Here is a 25,478-nt window from a genome sequence, read left to right as displayed (position 1 = left end):
TCAGGATACTCGAAAGGTCAGATTATCAATGGTCGTGCGGCACGGATTCGTCGTGCGGCTCTTCCTCGGCGACGGGTTCGGCCACCGGCTCGGGCGCATCGTTGTCGTCGTCCATCCCCGCCGTTTCGGTTTCGGCGGTGTCCTCGCTCGCGGTCTCGCCGCACGCGGCGAGGGCAAACATCGCCGGAAAGGCGGCAAGCATCATCGTTTTCTTCATCAGTAGGTCCTTCCAATGGCTAGGTCGTATTCGACGGCCGCGAGGGCCGCATCGGTTGCGAGCGCGATTACCGACAGGTCGGCCTCGCGCGCGGCTTCATAGGCGTCGAGGAGTTCCACGACGCCGATCTCTCCCGCCTGGTAGACGGTTTCGGCAATGGTCCCGAGGCGTCCGGCATCCTCGCGCGTGCCAGCGGCGGTGATGGCCGCTTCGCGTGCAGCAGCGAGACGCGCTTCGGCAGCATTCTGCTCTGCCTTGACCCGGCGACGGGCGATGAGAAGCTCGGATTCCAGCGCGGCGGCACGCGCCTGTTCACGCCGCACGTCAGCGGAGCCAGAGTTCCACAGGGGAACCGTGACGCCGACCGAAACGACGGGGCCGAAGGCGGTGTCGATCCCATCGTCCCGGCGGAGCACGCCAACGCCGACGGCCAACTGCGGCAGCCGTGCCTGGTCGGCAGCGCGAACACGGTATTGCGCCGCCTCGATCCGGCGCTCGTCAGCAAGAAGATCGGCGCGCTCACCCGGCTGCGCCGCGCTTGAAAGGCGTGTTATAGCCTCGAGTTCGACAAGCGGATCGGCAATACCAGTCAGAGATGCCAGCGCGGCGCAGTCGGCAGCATTATCGCCTCTCGCCCGCGCAAGCTGCGCCTCGGCAGCACGCCGTTCGACCCGCACACGGCGCACATCGTAGACGGCAGTATCGCCTGCCTCGGCGCGCGCGGTCGAGACCCGTTCTGCCTCTACCAGTTCCTCGGTGTAGCGCTGCCAGACGTCGAGCTGCGCGCTCGCCGCGGCGCATTGCACATAGGCCTGGCGCACTTCGGCCACGAGCACTTGGCGACGCCGCGCAATCTCGGCCTCTGTCGCGAGACCATCGGCGCGTGCAGCATCGCGGAGCGATCCGCGCCGCCTATTCAGATCGATAGGCTGGACTACGCCCAGCTGATATTCGCTCTCGCCGCCAGCGCCCTCGCGCGATAGCTCGACACTCGGATTGTCGCGCGGGCCGATAACTTCGATCTCCGCCGCCGAAGCCGCGCGCTCGGCATCATCGCGAGCAGAAATACCTTCGCGCGCGAGCGCACGCTCAATCGCCGTATCTTCGTCGACAACATCCTGCGCCCGCGCCGCAACGGGCAGAGCGCACAACACAATTGCAATGGAAATGGATGCATCGCGCATCCGCACTTTGGGCATGGATTCCTCCGCGTGAACTGACGACCGGGCGTCCGCCCGGCAGGAACGTCAGATCGCGCGGGGTGGTCGCAAGAGGGAATCCGGGCGTGAAAACACCGTGAGATGAAGCTCCGTCAGACCTTCTGCGGAGCGAGCACCGATCACGGCCTTGACCGGAAAAGACTCCGGTAGCGGTATGTCTCCACCGACGGCAAAGGCTGGCTTGTGATCGTGCGTGAGATCACCGGGCGCATCATTCTGCGCCGCCGCTTCTTCTCCGCTCGCCGAATGTTCGTGAGCGTGATCGTCGTGGTGCGAATGCACAGCGCCGACCGAACTCAGATCCTCATGCCCACTCAAATGCGCGCCCCACGCAGCACGCGGCACGACCAGCGCGCTTACGAGAAGGATGAGGGCAAATCAGTGGAAATTTTCCAATGATCTGAGTGCCCATCTTTATCTTTTATGGGGCCCCAAAGAGGACGAAAGGGCACTCAAAACATTGGAAAATTCAAATCGGTCTGCCTTAGCTACGGCAGCTCTGCGCCCCAATCCCGGTCGTTCGAGACGTCGCTGACGCGACCCGAAAGCTGCCGTGCGTTCGGAATTGAGCGATTAGCCGCTACTCGCTCTAATCTCGGTCACTCGCTTTCCGCCGTGCGCACAAGCAACTGCTCTGTATCTATGATGTTCAAGATCGGCGTTGATCTGCCTTTGGGATAATTGCCAGCTAATGGAGGTCAGTTTGGCGGCCGACTTCTCGGTAGCGAATACAAGACGTCGTACTTTGGCCCTCGCGCGATCTGGCCGCACTAGAGACGAAGCCGATATCCGGAGAGCTGCTTCCTTCCTGTCAAGAACCCTCGGTCATCTTCATAACAGCATTTGTAATTTTCCCGAGACGGCGTCCTTCGGTAATCGGATCCGACCGAACCGAGGGGAAAACCATGACGCCGAAATTTCTGATATCGCTGGCCTGTGGCACCGCGCTGCTCGCGTTCTCGCAGCCAGTCCTTGCGAAAGATCCGAGCCCGAAGAAGCTGCTCGAGATGAGCGCAGGCTGTGCATATGTCGTCTCGATCGCAGAAGGCAGCGACGTGAGCCTAAATTATGGATCGGCGGAATGGATCGGCCTGGTTAGGATCATCGAACAGCGGACCGGTCTCGACGGCGAAAAAGCGATCCAGACGGCCAAGGCCAAGTACAACAAGCGGGCGCGTGTGATGGGGGCGGACGAGGCGCGCAACCACATGTTGAAACGCGCGCGCGACTGCGATCGCGAAATGGCCGTTATCCAGTCGTGATGCCGTCCGCCCTCCCAGGACGCCGCGACACGCTCCACGCGTCCCCCGGCGTCCTCGCGCTTGGCGCGGCGGCTTGCTTGCTGGTGGCGGCGGCTCCGCTACGCGCCAATACGGAAGACGCCGAACTGATCTACGAATGCGGTCTGGCGATGCAGTTCGCCGAGAAAGAAGACATTCAACTGCCCGTTTCATCCAACCGTGCGATGGGCCATTTTGCCGAAGTGACACGGAATGATTCGAACCTTCGCAACGAGGCGGATCGGCAAGTTCGAGCCGTCTGGGACGGGATGAGAAAGAGCGACGGGCGCCCCGCGCTCGAGCGTTACGTCCTGTCCGTCGCACAGGACTGTTCCGACCTCTACGTCGAACTGGCAGAGCGCGACGCCGCAGCGGTAGAGGGCGAGCTCAATTCGCTGGGCACCTTGTCAGCCGCGGCGCTCCGGTCTTATGCGACACGAACGGGCGATCTCGGCGAAATCGCCAATTACCTCGTCTACAATTACCCATACGGCAAAGACCTGTTCAAGCCGAACGAGGATGGCGATCTGCTCGGCCAGCTGGTCGTGGAAGCGGGCGCGTCCGGGCTACGTCGATGGAGCGACGAAGCGATCTATGCGATCGCGAACAAGCATTACTGGCAGTATAATCCGCCCGCCACCCGCTTGGTCGATGCAGAGTATAGACGCCGCATGCGGATGATGCGCCAGACCCAATCGGAAGCGCAACGCTGGGCGCAGCGCGCGGCCGACGATCGCGCGGCGCAGGCGCGGCGGGCGAATGCGCCCTACGTCGGATCGCTTGGCAGCGGAAGTTCGAGCAGACCGAAACCGGGCAGCGGTGTCGTCGTCTGCACCACCTACAAGGGCACCGGCGGCGGGCGGGTCTGCAAGGAAGACTGAGGCGCCGGTGAAACCGTGCTTGCGCTTCCATCGAGGCAGTGCGCAGAACGTGAGGGGAAAAGTGAAATGTGTGCGCGACGTAGACTCTTGGGTAGCGGCGCTATGGCGCTAGCCCTTTCGGCAGGCGTGTCCTTTCTGCCGAATATGGCGCTTGCTCAGCCGCAACAGGTCCTCCGGGACGGCGCGGAAAGCGCTGCCATGCACAATGCAGCCTATGATCGAGGATTGGCGGAGTCCTATACCTCGCCCGAAACAATCGGTGAGATGCTGCAATGCTCCGCGCTGTGGCAGCGTTGGTCCGATATCCTGGGGAGCTCCCAGGATTCGGCATTCGTTGCGAACCTGCGCGAAGAATTGTCAGGCGCTCGTGTGGGAATCCGCCATCGCTATTGGCAGCGTCAGGCACGTCGCGACATGCGGGAAGACAGCGATCTGAGCTATTTCGACAAAATGCACGCCAGGGCTGAAAGCTGGGCGGACAGCCAAGCCGCCGGCTACGCCACCGGTGCCGACAGTAAAATCAGTTCGATGATGAGTTGGCTGGCAACCTGCTAGAACCGCTTTGCGCGCAAGCTCCGGCGGGGGATCCTGTCGCCTGTTTCGGGACTGTCGACATAGCGGACGCGACATTTATCGACCGTCGATGAGCACCATGCTTGCCCACCGGGCAGGATTGGCGGATCCGCTGTCCGTTTCGCCCTCCAGCATCGACAATTGAGCAAGACGAAGAGCTTCCGCGTGGGCGTGCCCATCGCGCAGTCGCTTCACGAATTCCATGGTAAGCTGCGACGCGGCTTCGTCCTGGACCCGCCAATGCGAGAGCATCACGCGCTCGCTTCCCGACGCGAGAAAGGCATTTGCAAGACCCGTATAGGCAGGAGCAGCATGAGTGCGTCCCGCGGCGGTGTTGCATGCGGAGAGGATCGCGATCTGGGTCGAAAGGCCAAGCTCCGCAATTTCACCGGCAAGCAGGATGCCATCGTCGGTCGTACCGCCCGTTCCCGATCCGGGCGTCAGGACGAGTGCCGGTTCCCGTAGACCGCCCAGTTCCCCTTCCATGAGACCGTGCGTGGCGAACAGGACTACACTGTATTCTGCTTCAGCCAGCAGCCGAAGCCGGGCTTCGGTTGCGTCCCCACCGACGAGGAGGATGCGCTCGCTGGCGCCGCTGACCTCCCCCGCAAGCCGGACCTCCTCGCGGCTCGCAGGCAGCGAGGGCAGCGATCGCAAATCCACGGCGGTTGCCACGACCGCCCGCGTTTCCCCAGTGAACGCTTCGTCCGAATTTGCGGCGGCGCCTATGCCGAGAAACCGCCCGGCATTACCCCCATCTTGTCTCGAGCCCAGTACAGCGGAAGGCGAAAGAACCGTCGCGAATGCGTGATGGCGGACCAGCCATTCCATCTCGCTGAAGTCCCGCACCTGTCGGTCGGGCACGGAAGACAGCAAAGCGGAAAATGGCAGACGCGAGAGAGCATCGCTCGTAACCAAGGATACCCGGGTCTTTCCATTGAGCGCCGCTGCGATTTCGGCCGACAGGACGAGGTCGTGCAACGCCTTCGCATCGTCGAATGGGAATGCGTCTGCACCTTCGCCCGCGTCGAGTGCCAAACGCAATCGTTCCACGAACGGCCGGATGGTTGCGCGCCCCCCGGCCCCACTTTCATCACCGCCGTTTCGGAGGTCACGGCCATCAGGAGCATCCGCCGATTGGCAGGCATTGCGATCAGCAGGCCTTCGTCCGGCCGCAATCGGGCTTGGACGGTCTCGATTGATACATCGACCGGTCGCCGCGTCGTATCGAATTCGGGAAGCGCCGTGCGCAAGGCCGCTTCGGCATCGCTCACCGATCGCTCGAGGTCGGCGATTTCCCGCTCGACTTGGCCGATCGCCTCGGATCGCCCCGCGGCCAGCATCGCCGCCCGCTCGCGCGCGAGCAACCGAAGGCGCGCGGTCCCGCTGCGGAGCCTCTCGATATCGGCAGCAAGGTCGGGCCTGTCGAACTGGCCGTGACGCAGCTTGGCCAATTGGCGCGCACGGGCGTTGACGCCCCAACTGGCCAGTTCGAATGCATTGAGCGCATCATCGGCGCGGTCGGAAATGATCGCGGCTTCGGCGATCAGCAGGATCGAGTCGAAGTAATTTTCAAGATCCGCATCGAGTTCGAAGCTGGTCGCATCCTGGATCATCTTGTCGACGATCCGCGCGCGTGCCCTTGCTACGTGCTCCCAACCCTCATCCTGTCCTGCGCGAACTTGTGATAGTCCGCGTTGAATAGCTGCATCGACAGGTAGCTTGCGCCCGCTGCTGTTCACGCGCATTTCGATTTCATCGAGGATGTCGAGCGCAGCCTCGGGTTGTCCGCTCTCGTCGAGACGCTGCGACAACGTGAGGAGGCCGCGCAGCGCTTTTTCGTCGTCGGTCGGCAATTCTCGTGCCAGACCCGCAGCCTTGAGCGCGAAATGCATGGCGTCGTCGTCACGGCCGGCTTCGATCGCGGCGTTTGATGCGGAGAGCAACGAGTTCACCGCTTCTGCCGGGCTGATCTCCATCAATCGCTCGTGCCGCGCCAGCATGAGTGCGATGCCTTCGTCATACTGCCCGAGGCGCATCTGGACCACGCCCAGATTGTGCAGTGCGACCAAGGTATTGCGATGTGTCGGGCCAAGCCTTTCGGTCATTATATCGAGAGCACTTCTAGCAGGTTGTTCGGCTTCCTCGTATCGTCCCGCCTGCAGCAGGACCTTGGCCAAGGTTCCTTGTGCGAAACCGTGGAACGGGTGCTCCTCCGGGAGCAGCTCGTTCGCCATCGCGATCCCCTGCCTCGCGAGACGCAAGGCATCGACCTGGCGACCGGCATCGATGTAGATATTCGCTCCGGTCGAGAGCGCCACGAAGAGCGTGGTGTCGGTCATCCCGCCACGGATCAGGCCCTTGATAGCGGGATCGACATATTCCGCGGCGTCACCGAAGCGGTTCGCTTCGTACAGCGCGGCGGCGTAATTCAGATATCCCAGCCCGAGTGCCTTGGCGTCGGGAGGGGCAATCCCTTCGGGGTCCTGGCCATACAAGCCGGTCCTTATCTTAAGCGACCGCTCCTGCAGTGGGACGTTCTTCTCCGGCTGCCCTACCCCTGTGTAGAAGGTCGCGATGTTGGCCAATGTCCCCGCCATGGCTTCACCATCAGTCGCCCCTGCGGCGATCAGTCGCTTTTCCGCTTCGAGCGAGGATGCGAGCGCGCCGGCAATGTCCTGCTGGTAGTAGCGGCTGTCGCCGATGCGGTTTAGTGCGTGCGCCTGTTCCTCTGCGGGGCCGTTCTCAGCTTCCAGTGCTTCCAGATAGACAGACCACGCACCCTCCGATTTCGCCGCCTCGGCGAGCGGGTCGATCGCCGAGGCGGCCGCTTTCAGGGATGCGAGATCGGTTAGGCCCGCACCTTCGGAAACGGTCTGCACCTGCGGCAGTACTGGTGGAGCGAACGCGATAGCCTGGCCGATCGCGGCAATCGCAAAGATATGACGGTGCATGTCGACGTGTCCCCCTCGAAACAGCGAGGATGTGGCATCGCAGGACGATCAATCGATCACAAGCTGGTAGCGTGTCTTTTTCGTGTTGGGGTTACGCAAAGTAATCGTGTGCCGGTGGGTATAGAGCGGCACCCAGCGACATGTGACACGTTCGGCGACCTTCCTGCACAGCGACTGATCGCTGCTGTCACGAACGGAAATCTCCAGCGGCCTTCCTTCGAGCGCGGACAAACTGATCGCGGCACCGCGCCCCGACAGGAACGTCTGCTCAAGCGCGCGTTCTTCCTTTGGTGCGAGTTCCCCCACCATGAACCCCGGACCGAGGATCCGCCCTCGGGTAATGGCAGGCTGATCTGCGGCCGCCCGCCACCGGGCAAGGACGTCGTTCGCTTCTTTGCCGACCGGATGAAGGCCGACGGCATCCAGCCGCGAAAGCGCGAGAGAGAGGGCGGCACGATCGCCATCCTCGTAAGCCGACTGCGCGCGATACAGGACCGCCGCCGCGGTTCTATCCGTATCCGAACGGGCCGCCAAGTGGCCCGCGAGTGACGCGCTGCGAGGCTCACCCGCAGATCCGGTGCAGCTGCTGGTCAGCGCGCCGAGCAGCGCCATTGCCAGAAGCTTGTTCATGGCGTCTCTCTGCGGAGCTGGAACAGTGCACCGGTTGCGCTCGGAAGGCATTCCAGGATCATCGAATGACGTTGTGCGATTGCGGATGCGAGGGCAAGGCCAAGTCCTGCGCCCGGGCGTTCTTCGTCTCCCTTGGCGTCCGGCCCCCGCTGGAAACGCTCGAATATCCGCGTCCGGTCGACTTCGGCTATGCCAGGCCCATCATCCGCCACGACGAGGACGGGGCCATCACCGAGCGTGACGCGGATTGTCCCTCCGGCCGGGACGTATTTGAGGGCATTGTCGAGGAGGTTGGCCAGCAGGCGCCCGAGCTGTGCTTCGTCACCGTCCAAGACAACGCCGGACTCCACCTCCCACTGCAGGACCAACCCGGCATCTTCGGCGCTATCGGCATAGAGTTCGCACAAATTGGTAACGAGGGCGGACATGTCGACGGGCGTTAGCATCGATCGATCACTGAGGCGGGCTTTGCTCCACGCGATATCAAGCAGCGATTCCAACATGCTAACCAGCCGCCGGATTTCGCTGCGGGCTTCCGTCAGCCGCCTGGTGACTTGCTCGTCCGGTTGCGTTTCGAGTGCTTTGACCAGCCTCGCATCGAGGTGAGTCAGGGGGTGCGAATTTCGTGGGCGAGCCTGTCGGTCGTATCGCTGTGGGCTTCCAACAGGTTCCGTACCCGGAGGATCACTTGCGCGCTATTGGCTGCGAGTTCGTCGATTTCGTCGCGGGTTCGTCTGGGGAGCTCTGGCATGGACGCAAGCTCATCGGGGTGCGACAGGGTGCGGTTGATGCGCGCGATGCGGCGCTTCAACCTGTCGGCAGAAAATTTGCCAAGCATCGCCACGACCAAAACGAGAATGGCCCCGCCAACCAGAAACACGGTTCGCACTCCGGCCTTCAATGACCTGGCCGGATCGACCTCATGTGCGACCAGCAGCCATCTATCCGGAGCAAGCCGGGTCGAACGGGCATGCGCGCTGGAACGATGGCCTATCGCGATCATGCCCCGCTCCGAGATTGCCGCATCGAGATCCGGCCAGGCTTCCAGATCGCCCGCGAGGCGGACCCCGTCTGTGCGCATAAGCAGGTAGTGCGGCGCTCCCCCGTCGGCGGGCCGCAATGCCAGGCGATCCTCGATCCTCCGCACCAGATCCGCTTCCCCGCTACTGGAATAGATATCGGCCAGGCCGGCAAGATCGACATCGACCGCCTCACGCGCACTTTCGTTCAGCGCGGCATCCATCGTTCGCTCCGTCACCAACCAGAGCCCCAGCACCGTAAGGGCCGCCAGCAAGGTGGCGGCGGCGACCAACCGGGAAAAAATGGAACGTGCCGGTGACACGTCTATTTGCCGTCCAGCAATCGAAAGCCCGTGCCCCAGACCGTTTCCAGCGCCGGAGCGGAGAAGCCGTCCTCGAGCTTGCGCCGCAAACGTCCGATATTGACGTCAACCACATTGGTTTGCGGGTCGAACGACATGTTCCAAACATCGCGCAGCAGCATTTCGCGCGTTACCACCTCCCCGGCGTTTTCCATGAAATAATGGAAGAGCTCGAATTCCCTCGGGCTCAAAGCGAGATGCCGGTTCTCGCGAAAAGCCGTGCGCGCTTTCAGATGGCATTCGAAGGCACCGTAAAGGATCACCGCGCTATGCACCCTGCCCGATGCACGCCGGTGGAGGGCGTTCACGCGGGCCATCAATTCTGCGGCTTCGAATGGCTTGCCAAGGTAATCATCGGCACCGGCGTCGAGCCCTTCGGCGCGGTCGCTGGTGCGCCCGAGTGCACTCAGCATCAGGATCGGTGTGTCTACCCCGCTCTCGCGCAGGCGGGCCAAGATCTTGAGGCCATCGTCATCGCCCAGCATTCGATCGAGTATGATGACATCGAACCTGTCCCGCCCCGCTATCCGCAGGCCGGCGGCTCCATCGCTTTCCCAATGCAGATCGTCGCCGCGAGACAGGGCGAGTTCCTTCACCCGCGTCGCGGTGTGCGCATCGTCTTCGATATAGAGGATTTTCAGTCCATCCACGTTCAGCCCCCCGCGCCCGGTATCCGGCCGCCTTCGGATAGCGCGCCCAGACAATTCGAGACACCCGTTATCGCGTCAGTTTTTCGCGGGGCGCGGCGCATTCGACCACGCCAAACCTTCCCTGACCGCCCCCAGGTTGATTTGCTGCACTCCGCTGCCCTTGCCCGGAGCGTCGAAAATCCGCCATTCCTCTCCAGCCTGCTTGAACGCAACCCGAACCGAAACGTCCGCCCCCTGATCCCTCAGGACGGTCAATCCGCTTTTGCCGAGTTCGAAGGTCGAAGTGCCCTCCATCCCTTCCTTCTCGCCGGCGACCTTCTCCATGGGCAAACCGGTGCCGTTGCCGAGCCGGATTTCGACCGCTTCGATGTTCCGGTTGATACCCGCGATCCACTTCCCCCCGGTGGTAAAGTACATGTGCCCCGCGACGCCGAAAAGACCCGGACTGGACAGCCTCGCAAAGCCGGTTTTCACGTCCCCGTCGTGGGCCATGCGGTAGAAGTCGGGTTCGGTTGTATACCCGCCCCCGGTCCATGAACGCTGCGAACGCCAAAGGCCGAGGTGTCGCGAGGTGAATGTGCGTTCGGACGATCCGAGCGAAGTAAAGGCCTTCGCGCCGGGAGCAGCAAAGCTGCTGGCTTCTTCCATCAGGCGGAGTTTCTCGAAAGCAGGAATCAACATAACCGTCTGCTTTACCGACCCGCAGGCCTGGTCTGCGATACTCGCGAAATTCATCCGCAATCCCTGATACATCGCCTCGAGCTGAGGGTCTTCGTACTCGACGAAATGCCCTTTCGGAACGAACTCCCATTCGCGCCGATGGAAGCGCCAGTGCGTTCCCTCAACCGCGCATTGCTGCTGGTCGGTCGTCATGGCTGCCGGGGCGTCCTGCAAGGCCCTTGCCACTACCCTCGCACGCTCGATCGTGACCTTGGTGTCGTCCGGCATGGCGCAGCCCTTCGCCTGCCGCGTGCCACGTTCGGACTGGTCTATCGCTGCGACAACTTCGTCCCCGCCGACCCGCGCCAACTGCCTCCCGATCTGTCCCTTCAGGACCTGGAACGCGCGCAATTCGCCGACGTCGAACAGCTGGCAGCTTTCGTCCGCACCAGCCGCGAAGGTGGCAATTCCGAACACTTCCATCAGCGGTCGGGCCTGCTGGTTCCCGGCCAAGATCTGGAGCCGTTGCTCCACTGGAATGTCTTCCAGGCTCTGAGCGTGCAAGGGTCCCGCGAGCGCCGCCGCCGCAGCCAACGTTCCCCAGATCACCGATCGCATCGCAGTCTTCATCGGATTTCCTTCACGCAAGAGGGCTTGTCGCCCAGCCGACATGCACGCCGGAGGGCCTCCATCGTGGAGACCCCCGCAACTTCACCTTCTTCACTTTCCCCTGCGATGCGCGCCAGAGTGGCGCAGGCTTTCGGACTTCCGATTTCGCAAGCATGCGCCACGAGCGATTGCGCACGGGTTTCATCGACCCGGCCGCCAATGCCCTTCTTGTGCATCACCCCGTATGCAAAGCATGCCTTGGCTACGTAGAGATCGCAGGCGCTGCGCATGTAGCGAAAGCCGATGCCCGGAAAATAAGCGTCCTTCGGCCCCTGCGTATAGTAAAGGCCGAGGTTTGCGCAGGCGATCCCCACCCAATCGTCGCACGCTGCCTTCAGGGCCTGCTTGAGATCATCGACTTCGCCTGGCGCCTCGCCCGTCATCAGCGGTTCCAGCAGCGCGTCGCATCCACCGGCCCAGCCCACATTGCACAGCAGGACATTGCGCGCGCGCGTCTCCGCAGCGTCGGGTTCTTCGGCAGGAAGCATCGCGGCGCTGATGCAGGCTGCGAATTGCTGGTCCTCGCAAGCCCTCACTGCGTAACCGCGAACCGCCGCGATGTCCGCCCCGATCTCTTCAGTCGTGCCAAGCAGTTCTGCGGCGTCGACACAGGCCTGCGCACCGCCGTGACGGCACTCCTCGCCCATGGCCAGCAGCGCGAGCTTCATCAGCCCATCGGGTTCGGGCGAGTCTGCCTGCGAGAGCGGCCCCAAAGCCATCCCCGTCCGCGTGCAGGCGAGGTCGTCTCCCGCGCGACAGGCAGCGGCGAACATGCGCGCCGCCCTGATGTGATCCTTGTTGTCGGATGCCGTTTCATGCTCGATTTGTCCGCCGAGGGTGCAGGCTGCGGCCAGCCCCATGTCGCAGGCCTGCCCGTACATCGACAGTGCGGCATAGGTATCCCCGTCGCGCTCATAGGCAAGTCCGCCGCGATGGATCTCCATTAGAGCCTCGTCGTCGAAAGGTCGTTCTTTCGCCTCTGCGAATGTGCTGGTGCTTGCTGCAGCGAGAAGTACGGGCGCGAAGATCCGCGCCGCTACCGCAGTCAGTGTCCCGCGCATCCTGTTACCCACACCACATGCCCCCGCTCGCCTTTGCTTTTGCAAAGCCCGACGAAAGAGATCAATCGCTTGCGGCATTTCTGTCCTCCCCAAATTCATGTCAGTCCTGACGGGCCGGTGCATCGACCATGGCGCAGGCGCTGGACTGGCCGAGATCGCACGCCTTTTGCCGCAGCGCGCGAGCGGTTTGCGCATCGCCCTCGACGCCTTCTCCCGCTCCCCGCATATCGGACGCGAGCAGGCAGGCCCGCGCGCTGTTCGCTTCGCAGCCGCGCACAGCGAGATCATGGGCGCGCACGAGATCGGTCGGCACGCCCCGGCCTTCGCGCAATTGCCGCGCCGCGTTGGAACACCCTGCACCGTCTCCGCCATCGCATGAGGCGATGAACACGAGCAGCGCCGGGTCGCGCCAGCGCTCGTCCCCGCTGCGATCGGACAGTTGCATCCACATGATGCCGAGATCATTGCAGGCGTTGGCGATACCACCGTCGCATGCCATCCCGAAATAGTCTCGCGCGGACGCCCAGTCGGCGTCATGCGCCAGTCCGTCGCGTGCCATGACGGCGACATTGGCGCACGCCTGCCATTGCTCTGCCCGGCAGGCGCGCCCCAGTAAGTCGTAGCCCTTGATGGGGTCAGCCGGCCCACCGGTGCCGGTTGCCAGTAGGGCACCGGCTTGCCCGCAAGCCTCCATCGAATCCAGATCACAGCCTTGCAGGTACAACTCGCGCGCGGCGATCAAATTCTCGTGGTCGATTTGCTGGTCCGATGCGGCCTGCCGCGAAAGGACATTCGCCTGCCAGCTGCAACCCTGTCCAGACCCGGCTTCGCACAGGATTTCTGCGACCTCAGCCGCCACATCGAGCAATTGCGCACCCCCACGCCCTTCGATCAGCATCGGTACCAGCAGATGGCACGCATCGGTGTTGCCGAGTTCGCAGCCCCGCGCGAACATATCGCGAGCCCTGATGGCGCGCGCTTCGCCAGAAAGCTGGACGAGGATTCTCCCTGCATTGAGACAAGCCGCGACCTCCCCGGCTTCGCAAGCGCGCTCGACAGCCGATTTTTCCGACGCCGCGCCCTGGTCCGCGGGCGAGGCGCTCGAGGGAACCGACCAGGCCGCAGCCAGCGCGAATACCAGGCCCAAGCTGCGTAGTTTCAGGGCGAACGCGCCAATTAGTCCCGCTGCAACGCTCACTGTCCCAGCGCCTCAGCCATGGCACAGCCGTCCTGGATGCCCAGTTTGCATCCATTGGTGAAATAGCGCTTCGCCCTGGCGTGATCGGGAGCGGCTCCGGTCCCGTCGCGGTACATCATGCCCGCATTCATGCATCCGCCGGCGGCCCCGTTGTTGCATGCCTGCGCGAACTGGTCGCGGGCTTCGGCGAATTGCCCGTTATCGTAATAGCCGACGCCGGATTCGATGCATCCTTCGGCATTGCCGCTTTCGCACGCGATGGAGAAAGCCTTGTTCGCTCCCGCGGTATCGACCGCACCGCCTTGACCGTCACGTTTCATTATCCCGAGCGCATAGCAGCCATCCGCCGCGTAGCCGGGGCAGGCCCCGGCGAATGCCGTTCGCGCTTCTTCGAAGCGGCGCTCACCGGCGTCGCCGAAATAGAGGATCTGGCCCTGATTGTAGCACGCGCCCGCTTCGCCCGCCTTGCAGGCGAGCCCCAGCGGGCCCAGCGCCTCGGCAGGATCGGCCGGTCCGCCAAGACCATCCTTGAGCAATGCGCCATACTGGCCGCAGGATTTGAGCAGGCCGGCTTCGCATCCGCGCCGATAGGCATCGCGCGCCTGCACCGGGTCCTTCGCCCCGCCCTGCCCCCGCCACGCCATCGAACCGAGATTGTGGCATGCCTCATCCTTGCCATCCCTCATGCACGCTTTCTGGTAGAGTGCGCGAGCAGCCGGGAAGTCCCCCGCATTGTAGCGCTCCTGCGCTTGCTCTGCATTGCTTTGCGCCGCGACGGGGAGAGCTGCAATCGATGTCACCGACAGGACGGTAGCCGCAAGAAAAGGACGAAGATTCATGGCTGCTTGCTCCACGTTCAATTGCAAAGATATCGGTTTGCGTTGTTGTTCATCGTGCAGTGGGCTGTGCGATAACGATTGCGCGTCCCGCGGGAGATTTCCGCTGCACTTTTCATCCGGGCTGGCTGGAACGAGGACGCGGATGAGGAGGACGAACGCGATGCCGCCGTTCTACCCGCCCCTGCCGCCCAACGACGGCTCGATGCACCGGGCATGTTGGTGCAGTTGTAGATTCCGCAGTCGTCGCCCCGGCTCCGCCGTTCGATCTCCGCATTCACCGCGGCATTGAGCCTGCCCGACGGGAACCAGTAGTCGAGAACATAGAGATGGTCCTTGTAGACACTGCCCAATGCGCCCGCCTGCAAGGTCGCTTCGAGCGCAGTCCGCGCATCTGCCAGCTGGCGGCTGTGATAGATCGCCGCATAGATCGCGCTGTCGTATTTGCCCTGCCCGAGGAAGGATTGGACGACTTGCGAAGCGCGCTCGCGTTCGGCTAGGCGACGGCGCTGCGCTTCATGTCGTTCAGCCAACGCCTGCTCGATTTCCTGGCGTCGCTGACGCAGGCTTGCGGCGAATTCGCATACCGACCGCTGCTCGGCATGTGCGGGATCGCACGCCTTGGCAGCCACCTGTTCCGCCGGTGCGAATTCCCCAAGATTGTAGTAAATGCGCGCGAGATCCTCGCACGAGCGCCATCCGCCCTGATCGCAATTCACGCGCCGGTAGCGCAGGGCTTTCTCCGCGTCGAATTGATCGGACGACGCCTCTGCAAAGACTGTCTCGGCGACTTCGCACGCTGTTTTATCGAACAGCGAACACCCCTTGATCGCAAACCGGCCTGCCGTGGCCCGATCGGCTTCGATATCTTCGGATCCCTCGAGGTAGACCAATGCAAGACGGCCACACGAAGCCGCGTGGTTACCGCGGCAGGCCTCTTGAAGAAATCTCAGGCTGAGGAAAATATCGTATTGGTCATTCGCCGGGTCGGAATAGGCGAGCCCGACCGTGCCGCATGCGACCGACACCTTTTGCTCGCAGTCAGCGATAGCCTGGGCGATTTCGGGGTCCTCGCTGGCCTTGGCCGCGCTGGAGCCAAAGGCGAGGCCAGCGACCAAGACGAGGTTGAGTAAGCGCGATCTCGCCCCATCAATCCTGCCCGACTGCACCAAGCTGAAGAACGTGCGAAAAATGTGACCTGCCCCCTGTTCGTGATCCACATCAAGATGGACGAACGATGGCAAACGGCCAATTTACAAATGCTGTTAGGTCTCGATCGAACAAGCGATTCCGAGGCCCCTAAATACATGATTGGAAACGCCTTTAGGCATCAGAAGGCCAAAGTTTTACCCGGTGTGGATGCCTATCGGATAGCAATCAAACGCCGGAAGTCGGCCAGACTTGTCGCTCGGAGGTGGCGTCCCTCCAAGTACCGTCATCGGAATGTCTGCTCACGAGTGCAACGGCGCCGTAAACAGACTGACGGCTATCGGCACAAAAAGCGACATTAGAGCCAGCTTTGACCCGTTTGCTGTTTTGAGTCAGCGTGTCTCTATCCGTAATTGAAGAATGGTGCCGCTTACAGGACTCGAACCTGTGACCCCATCATTACGAATGATGTGCTCTACCAACTGAGCTAAAGCGGCACTTTCGCGGGTTGCGCGGGAAGTGGAGGCCCGAGCCGGAATCGAACCGGCGTGCAAGGATTTGCAGTCCTCTGCGTAACCACTCCGCCATCGGGCCTCGCCCTCCCTCTCGGGAAGGAAGCGGCGCACTAGCGATTCTCCGCGGCAAAGGCAATCGCCCAGTGATGCCTTACGTAACGTCAGTCTGGACGCATGGCCGGATAGGGGCAATGACCCTGCGCATGAGCATTGCCAACCTTCTCGATCCGATCACCGCGGCAGGCGGCGAAACGCGCTTTTCCGGGCTCGACCACTGGATGCAGGGCCGCACGCTCTACGGCGGCGCCTCCGCGCTGGTCGCCTATACCGCGGTTACCCGCGCATTCCCCGACCTGCCGCCGCTGCGCGGCGCCCAGGTCGCCTTCGTCGCCCCTACGGGACCCGATGCCGAGCTGCGCCGCGAGATCGTCCGGCAAGGTCGCAATGTCGCGCAGGTGCGCAGCGAGATCTGGTGCGAGGGGCAATGCACGCTGACCGCCTTCTGGCTGTTCGGCACCGAGCGCGAGGCGAATGCGATGCACGATGCCGCACCGGTCGCCGACTGGCCCGGTCCGCCCGAGGAAGCCGAGAGCGCGATGCACGGCAAGGGTCCCGCCTTCATCCAGAACAACTTCGAGATCCGCCGCGCGCAGGAGCAGCAGGGTCCGGGCGACCCGGTGGTGCGCCGCTGGGCACGTCTGACCGACCGCGGAGGGCTCGACCCGGTGAGCGAGCTCATCCTGCTGGGCGACGTCCTGCCCCCGGGTGCAATGCGCGCGATGAAACGGCAGGGACCGATCAGCTCGGTCAACTGGTCGTTCAACCTGCTCGAACCCGCGCCCGCGACCCGCGACGGCTGGTGGATGAGCGAGAACGCCAGCCAGCACGCTGCGCATGGCTATTCCTCCGAACGGCTGCGGCTGTGGAACGCCGACGGCAAGCAGATGCTCGACGGCATGCAATGCGTAGCGGTGTTCGGCTGAACATGGACCGCTTTACGCGCCTGCGAAAAGCGTGACCTTCCCGGAATGATCAGCGCAGCCAGCAGCTTGCCCCCGGCAACGCCCGCGCATGTGTGACCTTCCGGCAGTATAAGGCACTGCACCGGTCACGCCCGGCAGGGTAGAAATTTCACGCGATCAAAGAGCGGGCCCCTCATGCCGATCGCCCACGCTGTAGGAAAGCGGCGTGCGAGTCGCCTCTATCCGGGGCTAAAGGAGCGAGCGCGAGGGAACTGGCGTACCGGCGAACCCACCGGCCGCCTGCCGAATTACCAGCCCCGTTCCGGAACGTGTCCGCCCCGCAGCCATTCGGTTGGCATGGATATCATCGAAGAGCAGCGCCGGTTCCGCGACAGCACCCCTTCCCGCCTCGGGCGCGGACTGGAGCGGCTGACGCATCCGTTCGGCGCAGCGATCGCCAGCGTGGTCCCGAAGGGTCTGGTCGAAACCGTGCTGAAGGGGCTCGACCGGGCGGCGGGCGCCCCGCGCCTCGTCCAGTTCGATCACGATGCGGCAGATCTCGAGGCGGCGCGGCAGGCGGCCCGCAAGGTCTCGCGCACCGCGCGCAGCGTCAGCGCGACCACCGGGGCCGCCGCTGGCCTGGGCGGTGCGCTGTCGATGAGCGCGGACATCCCGGCCACCATCGCCATTGCGCTGCGCGCCATCCGCGATACCGGGCGCGCCTATGGCTACACGGGCGATGGCCCGGCAGAAAAGCTGTTCCGCCTCCAGATCCTCGAACTGGCCGCAGTGGACGAACCCGAGGCGCGCCGGGACCGCATTGCGGCGCTGGAAGCGGCGCTCGGCCCGGCCGGGGAACTCGTCCATGCCGATCACGAACACATCGCGCCGATCGTCGATCAGGCAGTCGAGCGGATTTCGCGCGCAATCGCATTCACCAGCTTCCGCAGCCGGGCGGGCATGGTCGTACCCCTCGTCGGTTCGATCGTCGGCGGACTGGTCAATTCATCGTTCCAGGAGGATGTCGGCAAGGCCGCGCGCTTCGCATTCCAGGCACGGCGGCTGAAGGGCGACGCCTCCGCCGCCGCCTGAGCACCGCACGGCGCGTTTCCCGATCCGAGACTGCGCGCAGCCGCGAACCGGGATTACCGGGCGGGCCTGGTGCCCATCACCTCTCCCAGCCGAACCGGGCCTTCGGGGCGCCAGTCCGCATTGAATTCGATGACATCCTTCTCGAACAGCATGATCACCGTCGATCCGAGAAGGAAGCGGCCCATTTCCTCGCCCTGTTCGAGCACGACCGGCTGGTCCGAATAATCCCACCCGGCAATCGCCCCGGTGCGCTGCGGATTGACCACTCCGTGCCATGTGGTGGCCATGCTGCCGACAATCGTCGCGCCGACCAGCACCATCACGAAGGGCCCATGCGCTTCGGAATCGAACACGCAGACCACGCGTTCGTTGCGGGCAAACAGTCCGGGCACGCCGCGCGCGGTCACGGGATTGACCGAAAACAGCGCGCCGGGAACATAGATCATGCGCTGCAGGCGGCCCGCGCACGGCATGTGCAGCCGGTGATAATCCCGCGGCGAGAGATACAGGTTCGCGAAACTGCCGTGGCGGAACCGGCCCGCCAGCGCGGCGTCCCCGCCGACCAGTTGGGTCGTGGTGAAGCGATGCCCCTTGGCCTGCAGGATATGGTGATCGTCGATCGCGCCGAACTGGCTGATGGCACCGTCCACCGGCGAGATGAAATCGGCATCGGCCAGCGGCCGCGCGCCCGGTTTCAGCGGGCGGCCGAAAAAATCGTTGAACGAGGCGTAGCTGGCAATGTCCGGGTTTTCGGCCTCGCTCATGTCGACGCCGTATTTTCCGACGAACCAGTGGATCAGCCGGGTCGTCGCCCGCCCCCACGCGCCCGGGCAACGCGCCCGGCAAGATGGGTCAGCCCGCGTTTGGGCAGGAGATATTGCGGCAGGACAGACAGGCGATCGAACATCATGACCTCTAACGTGGAGCAAGCCCGATCGTGCCCCTGGATGAACCGGCTGCGGTGTTGAACACGCGCAATCGGCCAGCGCAATGGGGATGCCGGCGATACCCGAGAATTTGCAGCGATGGGAAGGCCCGCGGCCAAGCGCGGACCGGTGACAGAACGGCGCCGTGGCGCACCCACTGGCCGGCAATTTCTTAACGGCTCGGTAAGCCAGACTGGTTAGTATAGCGAAGTTCAGGAGTGAACCGGGTGTTGCAAATAGCCTATGTGAGCAGGGCATCGAGCGTCCTTGCTCCCGACGATGTGTTCAAGATCATCGAAACCTCGGCACGAAACAATTCCCGAGACGATCTCACCGGGTTCCTGATCTTTGCGGAGAACCGCTTCTTCCAGGTCGTGGAAGGATCCCGGAGCGCAATCGATGCGCTGCTTTCGCGGCTTGGCGAAGACACGCGCCATTCGCAGATCGAGATCCTGAGCCAGACCGAAATCGCGCAGCGCGCATTTCCCAACTGGCGCATGAAACGGCTCAAGCCGGACACGAAGATCGGGGCACCGATTGGCGAGGCCCCCGGGCTCGACCATTTCCCGACGCATCTCAAACACCTCGTACGGCAATTCCTCGCCGCGTCGCAGCCCGCAAGCGAAGCGGCCTAGCCTCAAGCGAGATAACCGCGGACGAAAACGATTTTCTCCGCGCGGTCGAATTGGGAGAGGCAATCGAGGCGCAGCATTCGCGCCCTGTCCGTACCGAAATGACGCTCGCCGCCGCCAGCGGCAGACTGTTCCCCGCAATCGAGCGCAGGCTGGGCTACGCCTCTGCCTGCGCTATCCCGCGGGCGGGGTGATTGGGCACGGCGGCAGGGGATGGGTGGTGACCAAACGCTGGGATCGAAGCGGTAAGCAGAGAGCTACGAACCGTCTCCGTCCCACCGAAGGGAGATAAATACTTCGCGGATCACTTTAGAATTCCCTTGGAAAAATCGCCCTGGGTGAGACTGTTGGCAAACTTATATTTGGCGCGAATGGTTTGGTTCGCATTTCCATCGAGCATCTTGTCATAATTATCTGGCAACCACTCCAACCGCCTCTCAATTCCGGTGGTGACGGGATCGTCGGTGATCTGCACGGTGATGCGTCTGAGACTGTTCCCTTCGCCAAATGTGGCGCCCAGATCATCCGGATCGACCTCCTCGACGCTCGTCGGATCGTCGAGGTCGCCGAAGGTCACCAGCATCGGCCGAGCGGGAGGATTCTTGAGGTGGCTGCGACTTCGAAAGTAGCGCGGCAGTTCGATCTCTCCAGTGCGCTTCAGCATCTCCCAATACCTCGCCTCGTAATGCTCCCCATCACTCGATCGTACAGAAGGTGTCAGCGAGAACATGACCCGCTTCGCCCAGTCGATATCGCTCTTTGATCGCAAGAGCGCGAAGAGATACCGCCCCGTTCCCAGATCGACAGTTACCGCTTCGCCGCGCAGCCTATGCATGATGACGCTACCCGCCGGGGCCATCATGGATTTACCCTTGCTGGTTTCCACCTCGATCACGCTCGACCCGGTTTTCACCCCATCGGGGGTATCGACCTCCACGGTCAGCCGATAGCGGTAGGCTGGCGTATCGTCGGTTAGCGAACAACCCGAGACTGCCAGTGCAAGGCAGAGCATGACCCATCCGGACAAGCGGCGAGTGATTTGGCCGAATTGCTGCATACCAGCGTGCTTAGGCGCAGATCCTCATTGCTATGTTAACGCGCGCAATCAGCCAAAGCTAAGGCCCGGTCACACGTCCTTGAACACCGGCGCGCGTTTCTGCATTTCGGCCATGACCGCCTCGATCTGGTTGGGCTGGCGCATGATGGCGTCCTGTTCCTCGCTCTCGGCCAGCAGGATCGCATCTTCGCCCTCTTCATGCATCACGCGGAACAGGCGCTTGGCGCCGCGGATCGCTTCGGGGTTCTTGTTCGCGATGGTTTCGGCCAGCGCGGTGGCGCGGGCGTGCGGATCGTCGTCGAGCATGGTGGCGAGGCCGAGCTGGAGCGCTTCCTCGCCGATGAATTCGCGGTTGGTGTAGGTCAGTTCGCGCAGCACGTCGTCGCGCACCAGCCCGCGCCACAGGGCATAACCACCCATGTCGGGCACGAGGCCCCATTTCATTTCCATCACCGCCATGCGCGTCTGCGAGTGCACCACCCGGATATCGGCGCCGCTGGCGATCTGCAGCCCGCCGCCGAAGCACACGCCGTGCACTGCGGCGATCACCGGCACGGGGCATTTGCGCCAGGTCATCGCGGCTTCCTGTGCGCGGTTGGCATTGCCATAGCCGCGTTCGGCAAGCTTGGACGATCCGCCGCCGTCGCCGCCGAAGCTGGCAGTGTCGAGCCCGGCGCAAAAGGCGCGCCCCTCGCCCGACAGCACGGCGACGCGCAGCCCTTTCATCGTGCGCAGCGCTTCGCCCGCGGCGATCACCGCGTCGAATTGAGCGGGATCGAGCGCGTTCATCTTGTCGCCGCGAGTGAAGCGGACCTGCGCCACGCCATTATCGGCAAGGTCGATGGAAACGCGATCGTTGAACTGCATGCTGAAACCTCTCTCCGCAACTGTGCGCCCCTTGGTACCCAACGGGCGGGCCATGTCCAGTTGCCGCGTGCCGGCAGCGGCATGGAAGGTCAGGCGCATTGCGCCTCGCAGGGAATGGCCGCGGGCCGGGCCGCCAGCCGGTAGCCGCCTTGCGGATGCGTTTCCACCAGCCAGCTGCAGGCGGAAACCGCCAGCTTGGCCCGGAGCCGCGAGACATGCACGGCGAGCGAGTTGGTTTCGGGCGGATGCTCGATCCGCCACACATCGCGCAGCAGCTGGCGGCGGGTGATCGGCATGCCGCGCGCTTCGGCGAGCCGCCAGAGCAGGCCGAATTCGCGTGGATGCAGCCCCAGCCAGCGGCCATCGAGCCGCCCGTCGCGGTGGAACAGGTCGAGCGTCACCGGCCCCGCCCGCAGCGACCGCGGGAGCGAACTTTCGCCGTGGCGCAGCCGCGCCAGCCGCACGCCGAGCTCGACGAAGGCGACGTGGCTGGAGAGCGCATCGCCCAACCCGGCATCGAGCAGGCGCGCGCGTTCCCGCGGGCTATCGACCCCCACCGCGACGATCCGGTTGCGTCCCGCAAGCTCATGCCAGTCACGCGGCCGGCTGGCGGCGCGCCAGTCGAGCACGCCCGGCAGCGCCGCGGACGCGCTGGCGGCATCCGGTGCGTGTTCCATCGACCAGCCGGCATGGCCCAGATCCCATCGGACCGGGACAGCCGGGCTGGTCGACAGCCATGCGAATGTCGCGCCCCTCATCAAGCGACCCCTCGGTTTTCCGATGCGGGCCGGAGACTAAGTAAAAACCGAGGTTTGAGAACCGCCCGGACGCGGAAATGCTACCGATCCGGATGCAACAGCCGCATCAGCGCCCCGCGTGGTCGGCGAGGAAGCGCTTCACATTGCGCGCTGCCTGGCGAATGCGCTGCTCGTTCTCTACCATGGCAATGCGGACATGGCCCTCGCCCTCCTCGCCATAGCCGACCCCGGCCGCGACCGCGACATCGGCATGTTCGAGCAATTGCTTGGAAAATTCGAGGCTGCCCATCTCCTCGAAACCGGGCGGCAGCTTGGCCCAGGCGAACATGCTGGCGGGCGGCGTGGGGATATCCCACCCGGCGCGGGCGAAGCTTTCGACCATCACGTCGCGGCGGCTCTGGTAGCGCGCGCGGTTTTCCTCGACCACGTCCTGCGGCCCATTGAGCGCGGCGCAGGCGGCCGCCTGGATGGGGGTGAAGGCGCCGTAGTCGAGATAGGACTTCACCCGCGTCAGCGCGGAGATCAGCGTGGGGTTGCCGACCGCGAAGCCCATCCGCCAGCCGGCCATCGAATAGGTTTTCGACATCGAGGTGAATTCCACCGCGACATCCTTCGCCCCCGGGACCTCGAGGATCGAGCGGGTCGGCTTGCCGTCGTAATAGAGTTCCGAATAGGCGAGGTCGGACAGCACCCAGACCCGGTTCTCCTTCGCCCAGGCGACCAACCGTTCGTAGAACGCGAGGTCGACCGTTTCGGCAGTCGGGTTGCTGGGATAGTTGACCACCAGCACGGTCGGGCGCGGCACGGTGTAGTCCATCGCGTTCTCGAGCGCGCGCCAATAGCGCTCGTCGGGCGTGGTCGGCACGCTGCGGATGGTCGCCCCGGCGATGATGAAGCCGAAGGTGTGGATCGGATAGGACGGGCTCGGCGCGAGGATCACGTCGCCCGGCGCGGTAATCGCGGTGGCCATCGACGACAGGCCTTCCTTCGAGCCCATCGTCACCACCACTTCGCGATCGGGATCGAGATCGACGTTGAAGCGGCGGCCGTAATAGTTCGCCTGCGCCTTGCGCAGCCCGGGAATGCCCTTGGACTGCGAATAGCCATGCGCGCCCGGCTTGGCCGCGACCTCGCACAATTTGTCGATCACGTGCTGCGGCGGCGGGTGGTCCGGATTGCCCATGCCGAGATCGATGATGTCGCGCCCCGCGCGCCGCGCCTCGTGCCGCATCGCGTTGACCTCGGCGATGACATAGGGCGGCAGGCGCTTGATACGGTAGAATTCGTCGGACATCATGGCTCTTTCGGGCTGTAGGCGAGTCACACTGATTACCTATTCACCTCCCCGGTGCAATCGGCGCGCGTGCATGCGGAGGCGGAATATCCTATTGCGACCCCAACAGGCGCTTGGCACCAGGCAGGAGCGATGATGACCGACGACGGCCCCGACCCCTTCACCAACCTTTTCGAAGCGCCGGCGAAATTCGCCCGCGCGCTGTTCGCGCCGATGGCCGAGGCGGCGGGGGGCAACCCGCTGTCGGCGGAGGACATGCGCCACTGGGCCGAGGTCGGGACGAAGCTGCAGACGATGTGGCTGGAATACCAGGCCGAGCAGCTGGCCGATCCGCAGGCGCTGGTGCCGTGGATGGACCCGGCGCGGTGGATGGGGCTGGCGCAGGACTGGTACCGCCAGATGCCGCTGGCCGATCCCGCGCAGCAGCAGGCGCTGTGGCAGGAAGGGATGGAGGTATGGCAGCAGGTGCTGGCGCAATACGGACTGGGCGCCGGCGGGCAGGAACAGGCCCGGGACGCCGCCGACATGCCGCGCCGCGACCGCCGTTTCGCCGACCCGCGCTGGCGCGCGCACCCCGCCTATGCGCTGATCCACCAGACCTATCTGTTCCTGGCCGAGCGCGTGGCCGAAATGGTCGACCGGATCGACGGGCTGTCCGACGACAAGCGCGAACAATTGCGGTTCACCACGCGGACGATGACCGAGGCGGCCAGCCCGGCCAATTTCCCGCTGCTCAACCCGGTGGTGATGGAACGCACGCTGGAAACGCAGGGCGAAAACCTCGTCACGGGGATGGAACACCTGCTCGCCGATCTGAGGCGCGGGCAATTGTCGCATACCGACGCGAGCGCTTTCACGCTGGGCGAGAACATCGCGGTGACGCCGGGCAAGGTGGTGCACGAGACCCCGCTCTACCAGCTGATCCAGTACACGCCGACGACCGACACGGTGCTGGCGACGCCGCTGGTCATCTTCCCGCCATGGATAAACCGGTTCTACATCCTCGACCTCAACGCCCGGAAAAGCTTCGTGCGCTGGGCGGTCGAACAGGGCGTCACCGTGTTCATGGTCAGCTGGAAATCGGCCGATGCCAGCATGAAAGACGTGGTGTGGGACGATTACGTGCGCGCGCAAATCGACGCGATCGACCATATCCGTGCGCGGCTGGACGTGCCGGCGGTCCACGCGATCGGCTATTGCGTGGCCGGCACGACGCTGGCGGGAACGCTGGCGGTGCTGCACCGCCGCGGCGAGCAGGACAAGGTCAGGAGCGCGACCTTCTTCACCGCGCAGGTCGATTTCGAGAAGGCGGGCGAGCTGCGCAACTTCGTCGACGACCAGCAGCTGGCGGCAATCAAGGGCCTGACCCCCGAAGGCTATCTCGACGGGCGTTACATGGCGGCGACCTTCAACCTGCTGCGCGGCACCGACCTGATCTGGAACTACGTGGTCAACAACTACCTGCTGGGCGAGGATTACCCGGCCTTCGACCTGCTTCACTGGAATGGCGACGTCACCAACCTGCCCGCCAAGTGGCATGAACAATATCTGCGCGATTTCTACCGCGACAACCGGCTGGTCGAACCCGATGCGCTGAGCGCCGACGGCACGCCGATCGATCTCGGCCTGGTCGAGACCCCGACCTACGTCCAGGCGGGCAAGGAAGACCACATCGCGCCCGCCGAAAGTGTCTGGCGGATTACCGACCATTTCGCCGGCCCGCTGAAATTCGTGCTGGCGGGATCGGGCCATATCGCGGGCGTGGTCAATCCCCCGGGCTCGGGCAAGTACCAGTACTGGACCAATACGGGATCGCCGCGCACCCTGGCCGAATTCCGCAACGGTGCGCAGGAGCATCCCGGCAGCTGGTGGCCCGACTGGATCGAATGGCTGCGCGAACAGGATCCCGCCACGGTGGCCGCGAAGGGCAAGCGCAAGCCCGGCGGCCGCGGTGACCGAGTGATCGAGGATGCGCCGGGACGCTACGTCGCGGCGCGATAACCGGCCCCGCACGCC

The 25,478-nt window shown here is 63.9% G+C and carries 25 protein-coding genes, 2 tRNA genes and 1 pseudogene; 8 read left to right on the top strand and 20 right to left on the bottom strand.

Going from position 1 to position 25,478, the window contains the following annotated elements; all coding sequences use genetic code 11:
- Positions 1-25: 25 nt before the first annotated feature.
- Both WKH79_RS13675 and WKH79_RS13670 read right to left on the bottom strand, forming a co-directional pair.
- Entirely contained in the window at positions 26-217 is a 192-nt protein-coding gene (locus tag WKH79_RS13675; RefSeq protein WP_341859175.1) for a hypothetical protein, read from the bottom strand.
- Positions 217-1,368 carry a TolC family protein gene (locus WKH79_RS13670; RefSeq protein WP_341859174.1) on the bottom strand — a complete coding sequence of 384 codons (1,152 nt, stop codon included), beginning with the start codon at positions 1,366-1,368 and terminating at the stop codon, positions 217-219. Before WKH79_RS13670 ends, WKH79_RS13675 begins: the two co-directional genes overlap by 1 nt.
- A gap of 258 nt (positions 1,369-1,626) precedes the next feature.
- On the opposite strand from WKH79_RS13670, the gene WKH79_RS13665 reads away from it, so the two are divergent.
- The 4 genes from WKH79_RS13665 (at position 1,627) to WKH79_RS13650 (ending at position 4,153) form a co-directional block, all read left to right on the top strand.
- The gene (locus WKH79_RS13665) at positions 1,627-1,836 is read left to right on the top strand and encodes a hypothetical protein (protein WP_341859173.1); all 210 of its coding nucleotides are present in this window, start codon (positions 1,627-1,629) and stop codon (positions 1,834-1,836) included.
- A 506-nt stretch (positions 1,837-2,342) separates the two neighbouring features.
- On the top strand, positions 2,343-2,699 hold the full coding sequence (locus WKH79_RS13660) for a hypothetical protein (RefSeq protein WP_063507157.1): 357 nt from the start codon (positions 2,343-2,345) through the stop codon (positions 2,697-2,699).
- Positions 2,699-3,598 carry a hypothetical protein gene (locus tag WKH79_RS13655; protein WP_341859172.1) on the top strand — a complete coding sequence of 300 codons (900 nt, stop codon included), beginning with the start codon at positions 2,699-2,701 and terminating at the stop codon, positions 3,596-3,598. The genes WKH79_RS13660 and WKH79_RS13655 overlap by 1 nt, the downstream gene beginning before the upstream one ends.
- A gap of 144 nt (positions 3,599-3,742) precedes the next feature.
- Positions 3,743-4,153 carry a hypothetical protein gene (locus WKH79_RS13650; protein ID WP_341859171.1) on the top strand — a complete coding sequence of 137 codons (411 nt, stop codon included), beginning with the start codon at positions 3,743-3,745 and terminating at the stop codon, positions 4,151-4,153.
- 75 nt (positions 4,154-4,228) lie between these two features.
- Here the strand turns inward: WKH79_RS13650 and WKH79_RS13645 are convergent, their stop codons facing one another.
- The 13 genes and pseudogenes from WKH79_RS13645 to WKH79_RS13585 all read right to left on the bottom strand — a co-directional run bounded on the left by WKH79_RS13645 (position 4,229) and on the right by WKH79_RS13585 (position 15,953).
- A complete protein-coding gene (locus tag WKH79_RS13645; protein ID WP_341859170.1) occupies positions 4,229-5,224 on the bottom strand; it encodes a CHAT domain-containing protein in 996 nt (331 codons plus the stop codon).
- 935 nt (positions 5,225-6,159) lie between these two features.
- Positions 6,160-6,771 (bottom strand): annotated as a pseudogene (locus tag WKH79_RS13640) (tetratricopeptide repeat protein); the annotation flags it as partial.
- 402 nt (positions 6,772-7,173) lie between these two features.
- Entirely contained in the window at positions 7,174-7,755 is a 582-nt protein-coding gene (locus tag WKH79_RS13635) for a hypothetical protein (protein ID WP_341859169.1), read from the bottom strand.
- Positions 7,752-8,258, bottom strand: a complete 507-nt coding sequence (locus WKH79_RS13630; RefSeq protein ID WP_341859168.1) for a HAMP domain-containing sensor histidine kinase — start codon at positions 8,256-8,258, stop codon at positions 7,752-7,754. Before WKH79_RS13630 ends, WKH79_RS13635 begins: the two co-directional genes overlap by 4 nt.
- Positions 8,259-8,362: 104 nt before the next feature.
- Positions 8,363-9,067: a hypothetical protein gene (locus WKH79_RS13625; RefSeq protein ID WP_341859167.1), complete on the bottom strand. Its 705-nt coding sequence runs from the start codon at positions 9,065-9,067 to the stop codon at positions 8,363-8,365.
- A 32-nt stretch (positions 9,068-9,099) separates the two neighbouring features.
- Positions 9,100-9,786, bottom strand: coding sequence for a response regulator transcription factor (locus WKH79_RS13620; RefSeq protein WP_083437407.1), 687 nt, complete (start codon positions 9,784-9,786; stop codon positions 9,100-9,102).
- 75 nt (positions 9,787-9,861) lie between these two features.
- A complete protein-coding gene (locus WKH79_RS13615; RefSeq protein WP_341859166.1) occupies positions 9,862-11,076 on the bottom strand; it encodes a hypothetical protein in 1,215 nt (404 codons plus the stop codon).
- On the bottom strand, positions 11,073-12,299 hold the full coding sequence (locus WKH79_RS13610; RefSeq protein ID WP_341859165.1) for a hypothetical protein: 1,227 nt from the start codon (positions 12,297-12,299) through the stop codon (positions 11,073-11,075). Before WKH79_RS13610 ends, WKH79_RS13615 begins: the two co-directional genes overlap by 4 nt.
- The gene (locus WKH79_RS13605; RefSeq protein WP_341859164.1) at positions 12,277-13,074 is read right to left on the bottom strand and encodes a tetratricopeptide repeat protein; all 798 of its coding nucleotides are present in this window, start codon (positions 13,072-13,074) and stop codon (positions 12,277-12,279) included. The genes WKH79_RS13610 and WKH79_RS13605 overlap by 23 nt, the downstream gene beginning before the upstream one ends.
- A gap of 296 nt (positions 13,075-13,370) precedes the next feature.
- Positions 13,371-14,213 carry a tetratricopeptide repeat protein gene (locus WKH79_RS13600; RefSeq protein ID WP_341859163.1) on the bottom strand — a complete coding sequence of 281 codons (843 nt, stop codon included), beginning with the start codon at positions 14,211-14,213 and terminating at the stop codon, positions 13,371-13,373.
- Between the two features lie 17 nt (positions 14,214-14,230).
- A complete protein-coding gene (locus WKH79_RS13595) occupies positions 14,231-15,454 on the bottom strand; it encodes a sel1 repeat family protein (protein ID WP_341859162.1) in 1,224 nt (407 codons plus the stop codon).
- A 326-nt stretch (positions 15,455-15,780) separates the two neighbouring features.
- A tRNA-Thr gene (locus WKH79_RS13590) sits at positions 15,781-15,856 on the bottom strand.
- A gap of 23 nt (positions 15,857-15,879) precedes the next feature.
- Positions 15,880-15,953 (bottom strand) — tRNA-Cys (locus WKH79_RS13585).
- A gap of 124 nt (positions 15,954-16,077) precedes the next feature.
- Between WKH79_RS13585 and WKH79_RS13580 the strand changes: the two genes are divergently transcribed.
- Both WKH79_RS13580 and WKH79_RS13575 read left to right on the top strand, forming a co-directional pair.
- Complete coding sequence (locus WKH79_RS13580; RefSeq protein ID WP_341859161.1) at positions 16,078-16,857, top strand: thioesterase family protein; 780 nt, start codon at positions 16,078-16,080, stop codon at positions 16,855-16,857.
- A gap of 336 nt (positions 16,858-17,193) precedes the next feature.
- Positions 17,194-17,928 (top strand): EcsC family protein, encoded by a 735-nt coding sequence (locus WKH79_RS13575; protein ID WP_341859160.1) that lies wholly within the window; start codon positions 17,194-17,196, stop codon positions 17,926-17,928.
- A 53-nt stretch (positions 17,929-17,981) separates the two neighbouring features.
- On the opposite strand, the gene asd is transcribed toward WKH79_RS13575, so the two are convergent.
- A complete protein-coding gene (gene asd, locus WKH79_RS13570; protein WP_341859159.1) occupies positions 17,982-18,692 on the bottom strand; it encodes an archaetidylserine decarboxylase in 711 nt (236 codons plus the stop codon).
- 380 nt (positions 18,693-19,072) lie between these two features.
- On the opposite strand from asd, the gene WKH79_RS13565 reads away from it, so the two are divergent.
- A complete protein-coding gene (locus WKH79_RS13565; RefSeq protein WP_341859158.1) occupies positions 19,073-19,489 on the top strand; it encodes a BLUF domain-containing protein in 417 nt (138 codons plus the stop codon).
- Positions 19,490-19,790: 301 nt separating this feature from the next.
- On the opposite strand, the gene WKH79_RS13560 is transcribed toward WKH79_RS13565, so the two are convergent.
- The 4 genes from WKH79_RS13560 to WKH79_RS13545 all read right to left on the bottom strand — a co-directional run bounded on the left by WKH79_RS13560 (position 19,791) and on the right by WKH79_RS13545 (position 23,462).
- On the bottom strand, positions 19,791-20,543 hold the full coding sequence (locus WKH79_RS13560; protein ID WP_341859157.1) for a hypothetical protein: 753 nt from the start codon (positions 20,541-20,543) through the stop codon (positions 19,791-19,793).
- Positions 20,544-20,612: 69 nt separating this feature from the next.
- Positions 20,613-21,410: a crotonase/enoyl-CoA hydratase family protein gene (locus WKH79_RS13555; protein ID WP_341860131.1), complete on the bottom strand. Its 798-nt coding sequence runs from the start codon at positions 21,408-21,410 to the stop codon at positions 20,613-20,615.
- Positions 21,411-21,499: 89 nt separating this feature from the next.
- Positions 21,500-22,168, bottom strand: coding sequence for a winged helix-turn-helix domain-containing protein (locus WKH79_RS13550; RefSeq protein ID WP_341859156.1), 669 nt, complete (start codon positions 22,166-22,168; stop codon positions 21,500-21,502).
- A gap of 106 nt (positions 22,169-22,274) precedes the next feature.
- Positions 22,275-23,462: an LL-diaminopimelate aminotransferase gene (locus tag WKH79_RS13545; protein ID WP_050599773.1), complete on the bottom strand. Its 1,188-nt coding sequence runs from the start codon at positions 23,460-23,462 to the stop codon at positions 22,275-22,277.
- 135 nt (positions 23,463-23,597) lie between these two features.
- Here WKH79_RS13545 and phaC point away from each other — a divergent pair, with 135 nt between their 5' ends.
- Positions 23,598-25,463 (top strand): class I poly(R)-hydroxyalkanoic acid synthase, encoded by a 1,866-nt coding sequence (gene phaC / locus WKH79_RS13540; RefSeq protein ID WP_341859155.1) that lies wholly within the window; start codon positions 23,598-23,600, stop codon positions 25,461-25,463.
- Positions 25,464-25,478 lie beyond the last annotated feature (15 nt).

The sequence above is a fragment of the Qipengyuania sp. GPGPB31 genome, assembly GCF_038396345.1.
Lineage (GTDB): Bacteria > Pseudomonadota > Alphaproteobacteria > Sphingomonadales > Sphingomonadaceae > Qipengyuania > Qipengyuania citrea.
Note: the sequence above shows the minus strand (reverse complement) of the source record. Positions and strands in the feature narration are given on the sequence as shown.